The sequence below is a fragment of the Micromonospora sp. NBRC 110009 genome (assembly GCF_030518795.1).
GTDB lineage: Bacteria > Actinomycetota > Actinomycetes > Mycobacteriales > Micromonosporaceae > Micromonospora.
Genome location: NZ_CP130427.1, coordinates 3,466,903 through 3,482,378, shown reverse-complemented (window position 1 = coordinate 3,482,378; position 15,476 = coordinate 3,466,903). Strand labels below are relative to the sequence as shown.

At 72.6% G+C, this 15,476-nt stretch carries 16 protein-coding genes; 2 read left to right on the top strand and 14 right to left on the bottom strand.

The annotated features are described in order from the left end of the window. The 8 genes from atpA to Q2K19_RS16660 form a co-directional block, all read right to left on the bottom strand. Positions 1-1,653 carry a F0F1 ATP synthase subunit alpha gene (gene atpA / locus Q2K19_RS16695; RefSeq protein ID WP_302772112.1) on the bottom strand — a complete coding sequence of 551 codons (1,653 nt, stop codon included), beginning with the start codon at positions 1,651-1,653 and terminating at the stop codon, positions 1-3. Positions 1,654-1,738: 85 nt separating this feature from the next. After that, positions 1,739-2,560 (bottom strand): F0F1 ATP synthase subunit delta, encoded by an 822-nt coding sequence (locus Q2K19_RS16690; protein WP_302772110.1) that lies wholly within the window; start codon positions 2,558-2,560, stop codon positions 1,739-1,741. Further along, positions 2,560-3,099, bottom strand: a complete 540-nt coding sequence (locus Q2K19_RS16685) for a F0F1 ATP synthase subunit B (protein ID WP_302772109.1) — start codon at positions 3,097-3,099, stop codon at positions 2,560-2,562. The genes Q2K19_RS16690 and Q2K19_RS16685 overlap by 1 nt, the downstream gene beginning before the upstream one ends. 29 nt (positions 3,100-3,128) lie before the next feature. Beyond that, on the bottom strand, positions 3,129-3,362 hold the full coding sequence (locus Q2K19_RS16680) for an ATP synthase subunit c family protein (protein ID WP_046563803.1): 234 nt from the start codon (positions 3,360-3,362) through the stop codon (positions 3,129-3,131). Positions 3,363-3,427: 65 nt separating this feature from the next. Continuing rightward, entirely contained in the window at positions 3,428-4,225 is a 798-nt protein-coding gene (gene atpB, locus Q2K19_RS16675) for a F0F1 ATP synthase subunit A (RefSeq protein ID WP_302772105.1), read from the bottom strand. Between the two features lie 11 nt (positions 4,226-4,236). Then, positions 4,237-4,473 carry an AtpZ/AtpI family protein gene (locus tag Q2K19_RS16670; protein WP_302772104.1) on the bottom strand — a complete coding sequence of 79 codons (237 nt, stop codon included), beginning with the start codon at positions 4,471-4,473 and terminating at the stop codon, positions 4,237-4,239. A 174-nt stretch (positions 4,474-4,647) separates the two neighbouring features. After that, a complete protein-coding gene (locus Q2K19_RS16665) occupies positions 4,648-5,064 on the bottom strand; it encodes a hypothetical protein (protein WP_302772555.1) in 417 nt (138 codons plus the stop codon). Between the two features lie 7 nt (positions 5,065-5,071). Then, a complete protein-coding gene (locus Q2K19_RS16660; RefSeq protein ID WP_302772102.1) occupies positions 5,072-6,361 on the bottom strand; it encodes a serine hydroxymethyltransferase in 1,290 nt (429 codons plus the stop codon). 35 nt (positions 6,362-6,396) lie between these two features. On the opposite strand from Q2K19_RS16660, the gene Q2K19_RS16655 reads away from it, so the two are divergent. Beyond that, positions 6,397-7,872 carry an SDR family oxidoreductase gene (locus Q2K19_RS16655; RefSeq protein ID WP_302772100.1) on the top strand — a complete coding sequence of 492 codons (1,476 nt, stop codon included), beginning with the start codon at positions 6,397-6,399 and terminating at the stop codon, positions 7,870-7,872. A gap of 20 nt (positions 7,873-7,892) precedes the next feature. On the opposite strand, the gene Q2K19_RS16650 is transcribed toward Q2K19_RS16655, so the two are convergent. From Q2K19_RS16650 to prmC, 4 genes are all read right to left on the bottom strand, one after another. After that, positions 7,893-10,004 carry a transglycosylase domain-containing protein gene (locus tag Q2K19_RS16650; protein ID WP_302772098.1) on the bottom strand — a complete coding sequence of 704 codons (2,112 nt, stop codon included), beginning with the start codon at positions 10,002-10,004 and terminating at the stop codon, positions 7,893-7,895. Between the two features lie 112 nt (positions 10,005-10,116). Further along, on the bottom strand, positions 10,117-10,728 hold the full coding sequence (locus tag Q2K19_RS16645; protein WP_302772096.1) for an arsenate reductase/protein-tyrosine-phosphatase family protein: 612 nt from the start codon (positions 10,726-10,728) through the stop codon (positions 10,117-10,119). Continuing rightward, positions 10,729-11,373 carry an L-threonylcarbamoyladenylate synthase gene (locus Q2K19_RS16640; RefSeq protein ID WP_302772553.1) on the bottom strand — a complete coding sequence of 215 codons (645 nt, stop codon included), beginning with the start codon at positions 11,371-11,373 and terminating at the stop codon, positions 10,729-10,731. It lies immediately after the preceding gene. Continuing rightward, complete coding sequence (prmC, locus tag Q2K19_RS16635; RefSeq protein ID WP_458329373.1) at positions 11,373-12,350, bottom strand: peptide chain release factor N(5)-glutamine methyltransferase; 978 nt, start codon at positions 12,348-12,350, stop codon at positions 11,373-11,375. The genes Q2K19_RS16640 and prmC overlap by 1 nt, the downstream gene beginning before the upstream one ends. A 44-nt stretch (positions 12,351-12,394) precedes the next feature. Here prmC and Q2K19_RS16630 point away from each other — a divergent pair, with 44 nt between their 5' ends. Beyond that, positions 12,395-13,948, top strand: coding sequence for a GGDEF domain-containing protein (locus tag Q2K19_RS16630; RefSeq protein WP_302772092.1), 1,554 nt, complete (start codon positions 12,395-12,397; stop codon positions 13,946-13,948). A 32-nt stretch (positions 13,949-13,980) separates the two neighbouring features. On the opposite strand, the gene prfA is transcribed toward Q2K19_RS16630, so the two are convergent. After that, complete coding sequence (gene prfA, locus Q2K19_RS16625) at positions 13,981-15,069, bottom strand: peptide chain release factor 1 (protein ID WP_302772090.1); 1,089 nt, start codon at positions 15,067-15,069, stop codon at positions 13,981-13,983. A 109-nt stretch (positions 15,070-15,178) separates the two neighbouring features. Next, the gene (gene rpmE, locus Q2K19_RS16620) at positions 15,179-15,403 is read right to left on the bottom strand and encodes a 50S ribosomal protein L31 (RefSeq protein ID WP_073834647.1); all 225 of its coding nucleotides are present in this window, start codon (positions 15,401-15,403) and stop codon (positions 15,179-15,181) included. Positions 15,404-15,476 lie beyond the last annotated feature (73 nt).

The following is a 15,476-nucleotide window of genomic DNA, read 5'->3' as shown; positions in this document are numbered from 1 at the left end:
TCAGCTCTCAGCCGGGCGGTCGGTCGAGCCCTCACGGAAGCGGGTCACCGTCTCGCGGTTCTCCTCGCCCTCCAGCGGCTTGGCCGGCGCCTCGTTGATCCGGACCTCGTCCTCCTTGCCCAGGAAGACCTGCTTGAACTCCGTGATGGCCGAGTCGAGCGAGCCGATGATGTCGTCGTCCCACTTGTTGTCGGCGATCGCGGCCAGGACGCCCTCGTGCTTGTGCCGGAGATACTGCAGGAACTCCGACTCGAAGCGCTTGATCTCGCCGACCGGGACGTCGTCCAGCTTGCCCTCGGTGCCGGCCCAGACGGAGACGACCTGCTCCTGCACCGGGTACGGCGAGTAGTTCGGCTGCTTGAGCAGCTCGACCAGGCGGGAACCACGATCGAGCTGGGCCCGGGAGGCCTTGTCCAGGTCGGAGGCGAAGGCGGCGAACGCCTCCAGCTCGCGGAACTGGGCCAGGTTCAGCCGCAGCGAACCGGCGACCTTCTTCATCGGCTTCACCTGCGCGGCGCCACCGACCCGGGAGACCGAGGTGCCGACGTTGATGGCCGGCCGGACGCCCTGGTTGAACAGGTCGGTCTCCAGGAAGATCTGGCCGTCGGTGATGGAGATGACGTTGGTCGGGATGAACGCCGAGATGTCGTTCGCCTTGGTCTCGATGATCGGCAGACCGGTCATCGAACCGCCGCCCAGCTCGTCGGAGAGCTTGGCGCAGCGCTCCAGCAGCCGGGAGTGCAGGTAGAAGACGTCACCCGGGTAGGCCTCGCGGCCCGGCGGGCGGCGCAGCAGCAGCGACACGGCCCGGTACGCCTCGGCCTGCTTGCTCAGGTCGTCGAAGACGATCAGGACGTGCTTGCCGCCGTACATCCAGTGCTGGCCGATGGACGAGCCGGTGTACGGGGCGAGGTACTTGAAGCCGGCCGGGTCCGAGGCCGGGGAGGCGACGATGGTGGTGTACTCCATCGCGCCGGCCTCCTCCAGCGTCCCCTTGATCGAGGCGATGGTGGAGGCCTTCTGGCCGACGGCGACGTAGATGCAGCGGACCTGCTTCTTCGGGTCGCCGGAGCGCCAGTTCTCCCGCTGGTTGAGGATCGTGTCCAGGGCGACCGTGGTCTTGCCGGTCTTCCGGTCACCGATGATCAGCTGGCGCTGGCCGCGGCCGATCGGGGTCATGGCGTCGACGGCCTTGATACCGGTCTGCATCGGCTCGAAGACCGACTGCCGGGCCATCACGTTCGGAGCCTGCAGCTCCAGCTCGCGGTAGCCCTCGTTGGCGATGTCGCCGAGGCCGTCGATCGGCTGGCCGAGCGCGTTGACCACGCGGCCCAGGAAGGCGTCGCCGACCGGGACGGAGAGCACCCGCTCGGTCCGCTTGACCCGCTGCCCCTCCTCGATCCCGCCGTAGTCACCGAGGACGACGACACCGATCTCCCGGACGTCGAGGTTCAGCGCCACGCCCAGCGTGCCGTCCTCGAACTCCAGGAGCTCGTTGGTCATGGTCGAGGGCAGACCCTCGACGTGGGCGATGCCGTCGCCGGCGTCGGCGACGGTGCCGACCTCCTCACGGGAGACGTCGGCCGTGTAGGAGGAGACGTAGCGCTCCAGGGCGCCGCGGATCTCCTCCGTCGAGATGGTCAGCTCGGCCATCCTCTGCTTCCTTAAGTATCAGGGGCCCGGGATACCTAGTACCGACCGGTCCGATGGCGTCGAATCAGGGCTGCTAAGACGCTGATCAGCGCTTCGCGAGCGCGTTGCGGGTCTCGTTGAGGCGGCGCAGGACGGTGCCGTCGTACAGGTCGGAGCCGACCCGCACGCTCACCCCGCCGAGCACGTCGGGGTTCACCGTCTGCTTGACGGAGACCTCTCGACCGTACATCTGCGAGAGGCGATCACCGAGGCGTCGCTCCTCCTCGTCACTCAGCGGCGCCGCCACGGTCACGTATGCGACCTGACGGTCCCGCCGGTCGGCGGCCAGCTCGACCAACCGGGTGAGCGCCCCGATGAAGGAGCGTCCCCCGAAGCCGGCGAGCGCGGCCTCGACGAGGCGGACGGTGACCGGCCGGGCCTTGCCGGCGAGCAGCTGGTCGGCCAGGGTGGCCCGCCGCTCGGCCGGGGCCATCGGGTCGGAGAGCGCGTTGGACAGCGCCGCGGAGCCGGAGACGACCTGCCCGAAGCGGAACAGCTCGTCCTCGACCTCACCGAGCTCGCCGGCCTTGTCGGCGCTCGCCAGGAGCGCCTCGACGCCCAGCCGCTCGGCGCCGTCGAGCAGTTCCGACGGGGCCGACCAGCGGCCGGAGACCAGCACGCCGAGCAGGTCGAGCGCGTCCCCGCCGACCTTGCCGCTCAGGATGCCGGTGAGCAGCCCGCTGCGGTCCTCGCTGGCGCGCGCCGGATCCGACAGCGCCCGGCGCAGCCGCGGCTCGCGCCGCAGCAGGGCGGCGACGGAGAGGATGTCGTCGGCGGTGGAGGCCACCGCCGACGGCTCCGCGCCGCGGGCGTACGCGTCGAGGCGGTCGGCCGCGACCTTGTACGACTCCCGGCTGGCGGCCTGCATCAGCGGGCCCCCGTGCTCTCGAGACCGCTCAGGAACCGGTCCACGGTGCCCTTGCGACGCGCCTCGTCAGCGAGCGACTCGCCGACGATCCTGCTGGCCAGGTCCACCGCGATGGTGCCGACCTCGGTGCGCAGCTCGCGCACGATGGTGGCCCGCTCCGCGGCGAGCTGATCCTTGCCGGCGGCGATGATCCGGTCAGACTCCTCGCGCGCCTTGGCGAGGATGTCCTGGCGGATGCCCTCGGCGTCGGCCCGGGCGTCGTCGCGGATCTTGGCGGCGTCGGTACGCGCCTCCGCGAGCTGGGCCCGGTACTGCTCGAGCAGCTGGTTCGCCTCGGCCTGGGCGGCCTCGGCGCGCTTGATGCCGCCCTCGATCGCGTCGACCCGGGCCTGGAACGTCTGCTCCATGCGGGGGAAGACGAACTTCATCAGCACGAAGCAGAGCACGATGAAGGCGATCCCACCGACCACGATCTCCTGCCAGACGGGGATGATCGGGTTGTGGGTCGTCTCACCACCCTCAGCGGCGAGGAAGTACATGGGAAAACCTCCCGGTCAGAGGGGCTGGATCAGGCGGTGCCGGCCCAGATGAAGCCGAAGGCGATACCGAGCAGCGCCAGGGCCTCGATGACGGCGAAGCCGATCCAGACGTACGGGAGGGTCATCCGGGACGACTCCGGCTGGCGGGCCGTCGACTGGATGTAGGCCGAGAAGACCAGGCCCACGCCGATGCCCGGGCCGATGGCGGCCAGGCCGTAACCGATGGCAGCGGTGCTGCCCGTTACCTCGGCAAGGATGCTCATTGCGGTTCCTCCTGGTTATCACGCGTGACGGTCACGCGGGACGACAACGGTTGGTGCGAAGTGGATCAGTGCTCTTCGGCGAGCGCGCCCTGCACGTAGCTGGCAGTCAGCACCGTGAAGACGTACGCCTGCAGACAGATCACCAGGAACTCGAGGAAGGTCAGCGCGATCGTCATCGCCCAGGACACCACCGAGACCGGCGCCAGCCAGGCGTTGGCGCTGAGCATGGCGAACCCGCCGAGCGTGAAGACCAGCAGGAGCATGTGGCCGGCGAACATGTTCGCGAAGAGACGGACGGCGAGCGAGAACGGCCGGACCAGGAAGGTGGAGAAGAACTCGATCGGGATCAGCAGCGGCAGGATGTACCAGGGCGCCGGCGGGATCAGAGAGTTCTTGAAGTACTTCACGAAGCCGTGGTGCCGGATGCCGATCCAGTTGAAGAGCACGTAGCTGATCACGGCGAGGAAGGCCGGGAAGGCGATGTGCGAGTTCGGCGAGATCTGGAAGAACGGGATGATCGCGAACGCGTTCGTCAACAGAACGAAACAGAAGAGCGTGGTGAAGTAGGGCGCGAAGCGCACCCCCGCGTGCCCGATCATGTCGACCGCGATGTTGTTGCGCACGAAGCCGTAGATCGACTCGGCGAACCACTGCTTCTTGGTCGGCACCAGCTGCGGGTTCCGGTAACTGGCCAGGAAGAAGATGATCAGGACACCGACGGCGATCCACACCATCGCCGTGATCTTGGTGAACCAGTACGAGTTCTCCGCACCCCAGGGCAGGATGCTGGGCAGGTAGAAGTCCCCCACCGTGGGTGGGAATTCCGCCTGGCCCTGAGCCAGGACGTTCGCCTGTCCGAACACCGCGTCCCTTCCTAAGTAGGCGTGCCCAGTCGGCGGACGACCAGGATGATCCCCCCGGCCATGCCGAGCACGATCCCGATCCCGGTGGCGATGCCGCCGGTGTCGAGCCAACGGTCGACCAGCCAGCCGATGAAACCCCAGACGAGCATGCCCCCGATGAGGTACGAGAGCGCGGTCCAACCCTGACCGGCACCGGGCGGAACGTCGCTCGGGCCGCCAGCGCTGGGGGGTTTCTGGTCACCGGCCATGACGGGGCGAACGATATCAGTCGAGCCGAAGAGGCTGTGCCTCACCCCCCGCACAACCTGGTTGTGTGGGACACGGGTGGGCGAAGTCGTCTGGAGGCACGCTACTCCCCCTCCGCCACTGAGAGAATGACCGATCGCGGACACACCGGCGCGCGTCCGAAGGATGAGACGGCGTCAGTTGTGGACGCGCCGGGCGTGCACCGTGGCCAGCCACCAGATGTGCACCCCGGTCCAGATCAGCACACCGGCCGCGATGCCGAGGCAGAACGGGATAAGACCCGACCAGCCGGTCGCGCCCACCAGCACCATCACCCCGCCGAGCAGGGTCATCTTGGCGATGTAGAGACCGAGCCCGAAGGGGAGCACGAGCTGCGGGTCCCGGGCGTCGGCCCAGGCCAGCACGACCGTGGTGAGCGTGTAGCTGAACGCGGTGACGGCCACCCCGGCCGCCGCGCCGAGCGCGCCGTCCGCGCCCCGGGTCACCCCGCCGACCACCGCGGCGAGCGCCGCCAGCACCGCCGAGGCGATCAGCAGCACCGGCAGGTGGCGCAGTCGCCAGCCGCGGTCCGCGGCCGCCTCCGCCGCGCGCATCCCCGGCTCAGCCACGGGGGTACGCCGGGAAGGCGGTGACCAGCTCGGTCACGTCGGCGGCGATCCGGGCCAGCTCGTCGGCGCCCCCGGGCGCCTCCGGGTCGGTCCGCACCGCCCGGGCGATCAGCGAGGCGATCCCGCGCATCTCCCCCTCCCGCATGCCCTGGGTGGTGACGCTCGGGGTGCCCACCCGGATGCCGGAGGCGACCATCGGCTTCTGCGGGTCGTACGGGATGGCGTTCTTGTTCAGGGTGATGCGCGCGGCGTCGCAGCGCGCCTCCGCCTCGGCGCCGGTCACCCCCAGCTCCCGCAGGTCAATCAGGCTCAGGTGGGTGTCCGTGCCGCCGGAGACCGGGCGCATCCCCTCGGCGGCCAGCCCGTCGGCGAGCGCCTGGGCGTTGCTGACCACCTGGGAGGCGTACGCCCGGAACTCGGGCTGGGCGGCCTCGCGCAGCGCGACCGCCTTGGCCGCGACGGCGTGCATCAGCGGGCCGCCCTGGGTGAACGGGAAGACCGCCTTGTCGATCCGGGACGCCAGCGACTCCCGGCAGAGGATCATGCCGCCGCGCGGACCGCGCAGCACCTTGTGGGTGGTGAAGCAGACGACGTCCGCGTGCGGCACCGGGGACGGGATGGCCCGGCCGGCGACCAGCCCGATGAAGTGCGCCGCGTCCACCATCAGGTACGCGTCGACCTCGTCGGCGATCTCCCGGAACCGGGCGAAGTCGATCAGCCGCGGGTAGGCGGTGGCGCCACAGATGATCATCTTGGGCCGGTGTGCCCGGGCCAGGTCACGCACCTCGTCGTAGTCGATCAGCTCGGTGTCCCGCCGGACGGTGTAGCCGACGGTGTGGAACCACTTGCCGGAGAAGTTCACCCGGCTCCCGTGGGTGAGGTGGCCGCCGTGCGGCAGGTCCATCGCCAGCACGGTGTCGCCGGGCTGCACCAGGGCGGCGTACGCGGCCAGGTTGGCGCTCGCGCCCGAGTGTGGCTGGAGGTTGGCGTGCTCGGCGCCGAAGAGCTCCCGGGCCCGGGCGATGCCGATCTCCTCGGCCCGGTCCACCTCGGCGCAGCCGCCGTAGTAGCGCCGGCCCGGGTAGCCCTCGGCGTACTTGTTGGTCAGGGTGGAGCCGAGCGCGGCGAGCACCGCCGGCGAGGTGAGGTTCTCGCTGGCGATCAGTTGCAGGCCGCCGCGGAGCCGTTCCAGCTCCCCCAGCACCACCCCGGCGATCTCCGGATCGACGACGCTGAGCTGCTGGAAGTCCGGCCCCCAGAAGGGCTCTCTCGCGTTCTCCACAGCGAAGGAGTCTACGGAGCCGCAGACTGGAAGCCGTGCGATGCCTCGTCACCGGAGCCACGGGTTACCTCGGCGGGCGGCTGGCGCCCCGACTGCTGGCCGACGGACACACCGTCCGCTGCCTGGCCCGGAAGGCCGGGCGGCTGCGGGACGTGCCGTGGGCCGCGCGGGCCGAGATCGTCGAGGGCGACCTGCGGAAACCGGAGACGCTGCCGGGCGCGTTCGAGGGCGTGGAGGTGGCGTACTACCTGGTCCACTCGCTCGGCCAGGCCGGCTTCGAGACCGCCGACCGGGAGGCGGCGAACAACTTCGCCGCGGCGGCCCAGGCGGCCGGCGTACGCCGGATCATCTACCTCGGCGGCCCGGAGCCGAAGGCGGCGGGCGAGCTTCCCTCGGCGCACCTGCGGTCCCGCGCGGAGGTCGGCCGGATCCTGCTCGGCAGCGGCGTGCCGACCGCGGTGCTCCGGGCCGCGGTGATCATCGGGTCCGGCTCGGCGTCGTTCGAGATGCTCCGCCACCTGACCGAGCGGCTGCCGGGGATGGTCACCCCGCGCTGGGTGCGCAACCGGATCCAGCCGATCGCGGTCCGGGACGTGCTGCGCTACCTGATCGGCTGCGTGGACCTGCCGCCCGAGGTGAACCGCTCCTTCGACATCGCCGGGCCGGACGTGCTCACCTTCCAGGACATGATGCAGCGCTACGCGCGGGTGGCCGGGCTGCCCCGGCGGATCATCCTGCCGGTGCGGGCGCTCACCCCGGCGCTCTCCTCGTACTGGGTCGGGATGATCACCCCGGTGCCGAACTCGATCGCCCGGCCACTGGTGGAGAGCCTGGTCCACGAGGCGGTCGCGCGCGAGCACGACATCGCCCGGTACGTCCCGGACCCACCTGGCGGGCTGACCGGCTTCGACGAGGCGGTGGCCCTGGCGCTGGCCAAGGTTCGCGACGCCGAGGTGGAGACCCGCTGGTCGACGGCGAGCGGGCCGGAGGCCCCGGCCGAGCCGCTGCCCAGCGACCCGAAGTGGTCCGGCGGCACCGCGTACACCGACCTGCGGGAGCGGACGGTGCGCGCGCCGACGGCGGCGCTGTGGCGGGTCATCGAGGGGGTCGGCGGCGAGCACGGCTGGTACTCGTTCCCGCTGGCCTGGTCGCTGCGGGGCTGGCTGGACCGGCTGGTGGGCGGGGTGGGGCTGCGCCGGGGGCGGCGCGACCCGCACCGCCTCCGGGTCGGCGAGGCGCTGGACTTCTGGCGGGTCGAGGAGATCGTCCCCGGCGAACTGCTCCGGCTGCGCGCCGAGATGCGGCTGCCCGGCCGCGCCTGGCTGGAGATGCGCGCCGAGCCGGCCGAGGACGGGCGCAGCCGGTACCTCCAGCGCGCCGTCTTCCTCCCCCACGGCCTGGCCGGGCACCTCTACTGGAAGTCGGTCGCCCCGTTCCACGCCGTCGTCTTCGGCGGCATGGCCCGCAACATCGCCCGTGGCGCCGAGCACACCGTCCCCCACCCCACCTGACCGGGCCCGACCCGCAACGGTCAGTTGCCGGCGCGGGGTGCGGTGCGCTGGTAGGCCACGGTCTGGCTGGGCGGCACGAAGTCCAGCACCGGCTTGCCGCGCAGCGCGTACGCCAGCACGTTGCCCACCGCGGTGATCTGTCGGGTCTGCACCCCGCCGCCGACGGCGTCCCGTGGGTCGTCCGGGTTCGCGGCGATGGTGGCGACGGCGAGCTGCGGGGTGAAGGCCACCACGGTCTCCGTGGCGTTCTGCTCCGAGCTGCCGGTCTTGCCGGCGAGCGGCCGGCGCAGCCCGGGCTGGAGCTGCTCGGCCGTGCCGCCGTCGCAGCGGCGGTACATCGACTGGTCGCCGACCGGGCAGCGGGCCGCGTCCGCGGCCGCCCGGGCCACGTCGGTGTCGAGCACCTGGCGGCAGTCCGCGTTGCCGGCGGCCACCCGCCGCCCGGAGCTGTCGCTGATCGAGCTGATCGGGGTGGGCCGGCACCACACCCCCTCGGCCGCCACCGTCGCGTACGCGTTGGCCAGGTCGAGCGGGGTGGTGGCGGAGACGCCGAGGGTGAAGGCACCCCAGTTCTTGGCGCCGTCACGGGCCAGCTTGGCGTCGTCGGGCGCGCGGAACACGATGCCCAGCCGCTCGGCCAGCTCGACCACCCGGTCCGCCCCGACCCGCTGGGTGAGCCAGGCGAAGTAGGTGTTCACCGACCGGCCGAAGGCGCTCCACATGGTCTGTTCCCCGTCCATCCAGAGCGGGTTGGCGTTGGTCGGGCACCAGCGACCGCCGCAGCTCGCCGGGCCGCCGTCGACCGGGTAGCTGGTGACGTACCGGCTCGGCGCGTCGAACACGGTGTCCAGGGGCAGCCCGGACTCCAGCGCGGCCAGCAGCGTGAAGAGCTTGAAGGTCGAGCCGGCCTGGTAGCCGACGATCCCGCCGCCGCCGGCAACGAGCTGGTTGACGGTGTTCGGGTAGTTTTCCTGCCCGTTCGGGTTCGCCGCCACGCTGTAGTTCCGGTTCACCGCCATGGCCAGCACCCGCCCGGTGCCGGGCTGCACCACCGCGGTCGGCGCGGCCCGCATGTTGGTCACCGGGTAGATCCGCAGCACCTGTTCGGTGGCCTTGCTCTGCACGTCCGGGTCGAGCGACGAGACGATCTTCCAGCCGCCCCGGCGCAGGGTTCGCTGCCGCTCGTCGGCGGACTTGCCGAAGGCGGGCTGGGCGTTCCACCACTGGGTGAACCAGTCGCAGAAGAAGCCCCAGTCGTTGTGTCCGGCGGGCACCGCGGCGCAGTCGTTCGGCGTGGCGTTCGGCTTGAGGTTGAGCTGCTCGACCTTGGCCCGCGCGGCCGTCGCCGCGTCCACCTGCCCGGTCTCCACCATTCGGTCCAGCACGTACGCCCGGCGGCCCAGGGCGCTGTCGGCGTTGCCGTTGATCGGGTCGTCGGTGTCCGGCGAGCGGACCAGCCCGGCCAGCAGCGCGGCCTGGGCCAGGGTGAGCTTCGCCGGCGTGGTGGAGAAGTAGCGCTTGCTGGCCGCCGCGATGCCGTATGCCCCGGCCCCGAAGTACGCGATGTTCAGGTAGCGGCTGAGGATCTCGTCCTTGCTCAGCTCCCGTTCCAGGGCCAGCGCGTACCGCATCTCGCGGATCTTGCGGCCCAGGCTGATCTCGGTGGCCCTGGCCCGCTGCGCCTCGGTCAGCCGGGGGTCACCGGCCAGCGCGTTGCGGACGTACTGCATGGTCAGCGTGGAGGCGCCCTGCCGGGTGCCGTCCCGCCCGTTGACCGCGAAGGCCCGCGCCACACCGCGCACGTCGACGCCGTGGTGCTGGTAGAACCGGACGTCCTCGGCGGCCACGATGGCCTGCCGCATCACCGGCGCCACCTCGTCGACCGGCACGTCCACCCGGTCCTCGAGGTAGAACGAGGTGATCAGGGTGCGTCCGTCGTTGGCGTAGAGGGTGGAGCGCTGGGCCGGCTGCGGCGTCCTCAGCGACTCCGGCAGCTCGGCGTAGGGCATCAGGTTCTTGAAGCCGAGCCCGAACACCAGCGCGGCCGGCAGTGCGGCCGCGGCCAGGGCCAGCCCGGCGAGCACGCCGGCGAGCAGGACGGTGAACAGCTTGTTGAGATGGGCCCGGTTCATCAGCTCTCCCCGCAGGAGCCGGCCGTACGGACCCGTCCAGAATGACCGGAATCGGTGGTTTCGCCGCTATCTTCGGCAAAACGCGCAGGAAGTTCGCGAGAAAGGATGAACCTCAGGCCAGCAGCGCGGCGGCCAGCGGATGGACGGTCTCCTCGATCTCGTCGGCCACCCGGCTGAAGCACTGGTCGCCCCGGCCCCACGGGTCGTCCAGGTCGTCCGTGGGCAGCGGCGAGCCGCCCTGCCGGGCCGCGTCCGCCGCCGCCACCAGCGCCACGCCCCGGGCGAACACCCCGTCCGGGGTGGCCTCCGCCGGGGGCAGGCCGGCCGTCTGCACCGCACCCAGCAGCCGGCCGAACTCGCCCAGCACGAACGTGCGCGCCGCCGCGTCCGGACGCAGCGCCAGCACGTACTCCTGCTGGTCGGCGGTGGCGGTGAGGATCAGGTCGGCGGCGTCGATGAGGTCGGAGCGGAGCTTGCGGGCGGCGAACCCGGCCACCTCACCGCCGCGCGCGGTCACCTGCCGGGCCGCCGGCGGATTCATCCCCTCGCCGGCGTGCCAGCCGCCCGTGCCGGCGCTGTGGCTGTGCACCAGCTCGTCGGAGCGGGCCGGGTCGACCCCGAGCCGGCCCAGCCGCTCGCGGACGGCGAGCACCAGCAGCCGCTCGGCCATCGGCGACCGGCAGATGTTGCCCATGCAGACGTGCAGGACGGTGAACGGCGGCACTCAGACCCCCCGCTCGTCGAGGATGTCCGGCACCACGTCCCGCAGCTTCTCCAGCGTCACCGCCCCCTGGCGCAGCACCCGCGGCACCTCACCGGTGAGGTCGACGATGGTGCTCGGCACCGGGTCGAGAGCCGGGCCGGCCTCGAGGTAGGCCCGGACGCCGTAACCGAGCTGCTCGCGGGCCTCCTCGGCGGTGAGCGCGGCCGGCTGGCCCACCTTGTTGGCCGAGGCGACCGCCATCGGGCCGGTCTCCCGGAGCACCTCCAGCGCCACCGGATGCAGCGGCATCCGCACCGCCACCGTGCCGCTGGAGTCGCCGAGGTCCCACGCCAGGCTCGGGGAGTGTTCCACCACGATGGTCAGCGCGCCCGGCCAGAACGCCTCGACCAGGTCCCGCGCCGCGCGGGGCAGCGAGAAGACCAGGCCGTCGAGGGTGTGCCGGGAGCCGATCAGCACCGGCGGGGCCTGCCGGCTGCCCCCCTTGGCGTCCGCGAGCGCCTTCACCGCGTACGGGGTGAAGGCGTCGGCACCGATGCCGTAGACCGTGTCGGTCGGCAGGACGACGAGTTCCCCGTTCTTGACGGCCTCGATGGCAGCGGCGATGCCGCGGTCCCGATCGGCGAGCGACCGACAGTCGTAGAGCATCACGAGGAGCCAGTCTGCCACGCCGCAGCGGGGTCGGCGTGCTGGCCGTCCGCCCGGCGGGACGCGGTGGCGAACCGAGGCCGGCCGACCAGGTCACGGTGCTCCTCGACGCGCTCGTACCGGCCGTCGGCGACGAGCAGCGCCGGCACCGCGGCGCCGTGGGTGTCGTCGTGCTCCACGCCCAACGCGCCGCCCGGGCGGAGCAGCTCGGCCGCCCGGGTCACCACCGGCCGGATCACGTCCAGCCCGTCCGCCCCGCCGAAGACCGCCTCGGCCGGGTCGTGCCCGGCCACCTCCGGCGGTACGACCACCGCGCGCGGCACGTACGGCGGGTTGCAGACCAGCACGTCGACCCGGCCCACCAGGCCGGGGAGGAGGTCCGGGTCGGTGACGTCGGCGGCCACCACCTCGATCGGGGGGTCCCCGGCGGCGGCCCGCTCGGCGGCGTTGCGGCGCAGCCAGGCCAGCGCCGCCGGGGACCGCTCCACCGCCACCACCCGGGCCGCCGGCAGCTCCTGGGCGACCGCCAGGGCGATCGCCCCCGAACCGCTGCACAGGTCCACCACCAGCGGGCGGTCGAACCGCCGCCCCTGCGCCAGCGCCCAGCCGGCGAGCAGTTCGGTCTCCGGCCGGGGCACGAACACCCCGGGGCCGACCGCCAGCTCCAGGTGCCGGAAGCCGGCGACGCCGGTGAGGTGCTGCAGCGGCTCCCGGGCGGCCCGCCGCGCCACCAGCCCGTCGAGGCGGTCCCGCTGCTCGGGGGTGAAGCCGTCGGCCAGCGCCAGCCGCCCGCGCGGCACCGCCAGCACGTACGCGGCCAGCAGCTCCGCCTCCGCCCGGGGTGCCTCGACACCCGCCGCGGCGAGCGTTCGGGCAGCCCGGGCGACCACCAGTGAGGGGCGCTCGCGTTCTGTCCCTTCGGACGGGTGTTGCGGGAGGGAGGTCACGACATAATCATGAAGCGTCGCAGGTGACATCACGAGCGGGTGCGTCCAGGGGCACACCGACAAGGAGGTCGCGGGTGGGTTGGCTCGACCGGGTCGATGACCAGGTTGACGCCCTTCGGCGCGCGCGGACCTTGCAGGAGGCGAGCCGCTCCGCGGAGGCGTGCGTCCTGCTCGACCGGGTGATCCGGACCACCCAGGACCCGTACGCCCGGGCCGACGCGCTGGTCCAGCGCCTCTCCGCCCTGATCAATCTCGGCCGCACGGCCGAGTTCACCCGGGCCATCGAGGAGGCGTCCGCCGCCGTCCGGGACCTCGCCGAGCCGTACCTGCACGGGCACCTCAACGCCCTCGCCGCGCTCGCCGCGCACCACCAGGGGGCGTTGGACCGCTGCGTCACCCACCTGGTGAAGGCGGCCCGGGCGCTGACCGCGGACGACGATCCGGATCGGGACACCGCCTGGGGCTGGCACGACCTGGCGATGGCCTACTCGTACCTCAGCTTCCACGGGCACGCCCTCGGGGCGATCGAGCGCGCCCGCCAGGTGGGCGTCACCGCCGGCATCCCCGAGGAGACCTTCGCCGCCCCGGGGATCCGGCTGCGCAACGCGGTCGCCCTGGACCACAACGGCGACAGCGACGGCTGCCTGCGGGTGCTGCGCGACGTGGCGGGCGACTTCGGCCGCTTCCTGCGCAGCGGCCGGGCCGGCGACCTCCGGCCGAGCAGCCTCGCCGCGTACGGGTACGCGGCCGCCCGGCGGGCCGCCCTCGGCGACCGGGTGGAGACCGGCACCGACGCCGACCCCGCCCGGCTGCTCGCCCACGGCGGCGACAGCGCCCGCGCCCGCGACCTGCGCCAGCTCGGCCAGGTCTGCCTGGCCATCGCCGACGGCCGGCCGATCGAGGCGGTCACCCGGCTGGACACCACCCGGGTCTCCAACGAGACCCTCGGCGCGGCCGAGGCGCCCCGGCTGCGCAGCATCGCGCTGGCCCGGGCCGGGGACCACGCCGCCGCGCACCGCGCCGACCGGCACGCGTTCCGGCTCGCCGCCCAGCGAAACGACCGGCTGCGGGACGTCTACATCGACGGCATCGCCGCCCGGATCGACCACGAGGAGATGCGCCGGGAGGCCGCCCGGTACGAGGGCGAGGCGCTGACCGACCCGCTGACCGGGCTGCCCAACCGGCGCCGGCTGGAGCGCTACATCGGCGCGGTGGTGGCCCGGGGCGACCGGGTGGTGATCGGCGTCTGCGACCTGGACGGCTTCAAGGCGGTGAACACCCGGCACGGCCACCACTCGGGCGACCTGGTGCTGCAACGCATCGCCGGGGTGATCAACCGGGTGATGCGGCGCGGTGACTTCGTGGCCCGCTACGGCGGGGACGAGTTCGTGGTGGTGCTGCCCGAGACGGGGATGGCCGAGGCGGCGGAGGTGGCCCGCCGGATCCAGGCCGCCGTCCGCACCGAGGACTGGGCGTCCCTGGTGCCGGGCACCCCGGTCGGGGTGAGCATCGGCTTCGCCGAGGTGACCGGCGGGTCCGGGGCGAGCGTCCGGGAGGCCCTGGGCGCCGCGTTCGAGCTGGCCGACCGGGAGATGCTCCGCGCCAAGGACCGCGCCCGCGCCTCCTGACCCGCCGGGGCGTCCGGCCCGGCGGGGTCAGCTCAGCGGCGGGTGAGTTCCGTCTCGCCGGCCAGGCGGGCGGCGCGGTCGGCCTCGGTGAGGGCGTCCAGCACGCCGTCCAGCTCCCCGGCCAGCGCCAGGTCCAGGTTGTACGCCGTGTAGCCGATCCGGTGGTCGGTGATCCGGTTCTGCGGGAAGTTGTACGTCCGGATGCGCTCGGACCGGTCCACCGTGCGGACCTGCGCCTTGCGCGCGTCCGAGGCGGCCGCGTCGGCCTGCTCCTGCGCCGCCGCGAGCAGCCGGGCCCGCAGGATCCGCATGGCCTGCTCCCGGTTCTGCAGCTGCGACTTCTCGTTCTGGCAGGAGACCACGATCCCGGTCGGCACGTGGGTGATCCGGACCGCCGAGTCGGTGGTGTTGACCGACTGCCCGCCGGGCCCGGACGAGCGGAACACGTCGATCCGCAGGTCGTTCGGGTCGATGTTGACGTCCACGTCCTCGGCCTCCGGCAGCACCAGCACGCCGGCCGCGCTGGTGTGGATCCGGCCCTGCGACTCGGTGACCGGGACGCGCTGCACCCGGTGCACGCCGCCCTCCCACTTGAGCCGGGACCAGACCCCGTTGCCGCCCTCCGGGACGCCCTTGGTCTTGATCGCCAGGGAGATGTCCTTGACGCCGCCGAGGTCGGAGTCCTGGGAGTCGATCACCTCGGTGGTCCAGCCGTGCCGCTCGGCGTACCGGGTGTACATCCGGAGCAGGTCGCCGGCGAAGAGCGCCGACTCCTCGCCGCCCTCGCCGGCCTTGATCTCGACGATGACGTCCTTGGCGTCGTGCGGGTCGCGCGGGATCAGCAGCTCCGCGAGCTTCTCCTCCAGCGCCGGCAGCGTGGCGGCGATCGCCTCCGCCTCGGCGGCGAAGGCCGGGTCCTCGGCGGCCAGCTCGCGGGCCGCGGTCAGGTCGGCGCGGGCCTGCTCCAGCTCGCCGGCGGCCTTCTGCAGCGGGACCAGCTCGGCGTAGCGCCGGCCGACCCGCCGGGCGGTGCCCTGGTCGGCGTGGATGGCCGGGTCGGCCAGCCGCCGCTCCAGCTCGGCGTACTCGTCGAGGAGGGCGGCCAGGCGCTCACTGCTCATGCTGCGGATGCTCCTTCGACGGCGACCCGGCGGGGATGGGAATAAACGGGCGAGAACGGACGAACGCCCGCGCCCGGCGCGGAGCCGGACACGGGCGTCGTCGGTGGAGCTACTTGGCCTTCTTGGCCTGAACCTTGGCGTACTTCTGCTGGAACTTCGCGACCCGACCGGCGGTGTCCAGGACGCGCTGCTTGCCGGTGTAGAACGGGTGGCAGGCGCTGCAGGTCTCGACGCTGATCTGACCGCCCTTGGCGGTGCTACGGGTCGTGAAGGTGTTGCCGCAGGAGCAGCGGACCTCGGTGGTCACGTACTCCGGGTGGATGTTGGGCTTCATGTCGCCTCGGTCCTTTCGTCGGTGGTCGCCGGGTCGCCCGTCGTGCTCCCCGTCGTTCGCGACGGGCTCTGGG

Bases quoted from the DNA above. Each gene is read 5' to 3' on its own strand.
- atpA (WP_302772112.1), bottom strand. From the start codon at position 1,653: ATGGCCGAGCTGACCATCTCGACGGAGGAGATCCGCGGCGCCCTGGAG.
- Q2K19_RS16690 (WP_302772110.1), bottom strand. From the start codon at position 2,560: ATGCAGGCCGCCAGCCGGGAGTCGTACAAGGTCGCGGCCGACCGCCTC.
- Q2K19_RS16685 (WP_302772109.1), bottom strand. From the start codon at position 3,099: ATGTACTTCCTCGCCGCTGAGGGTGGTGAGACGACCCACAACCCGATC.
- Q2K19_RS16680 (WP_046563803.1), bottom strand. From the start codon at position 3,362: ATGAGCATCCTTGCCGAGGTAACGGGCAGCACCGCTGCCATCGGTTAC.
- Q2K19_RS16670 (WP_302772104.1), bottom strand. From the start codon at position 4,473: ATGGCCGGTGACCAGAAACCCCCCAGCGCTGGCGGCCCGAGCGACGTT.
- Q2K19_RS16665 (WP_302772555.1), bottom strand. From the start codon at position 5,064: ATGCGCGCGGCGGAGGCGGCCGCGGACCGCGGCTGGCGACTGCGCCAC.
- Q2K19_RS16650 (WP_302772098.1), bottom strand. From the start codon at position 10,004: ATGAACCGGGCCCATCTCAACAAGCTGTTCACCGTCCTGCTCGCCGGC.
- Q2K19_RS16640 (WP_302772553.1), bottom strand. From the start codon at position 11,373: ATGCTCTACGACTGTCGGTCGCTCGCCGATCGGGACCGCGGCATCGCC.
- prmC (WP_458329373.1), bottom strand. From the start codon at position 12,350: ATGTCACCTGCGACGCTTCATGATTATGTCGTGACCTCCCTCCCGCAA.
- prfA (WP_302772090.1), bottom strand. From the start codon at position 15,069: ATGAGCAGTGAGCGCCTGGCCGCCCTCCTCGACGAGTACGCCGAGCTG.
- rpmE (WP_073834647.1), bottom strand. From the start codon at position 15,403: ATGAAGCCCAACATCCACCCGGAGTACGTGACCACCGAGGTCCGCTGC.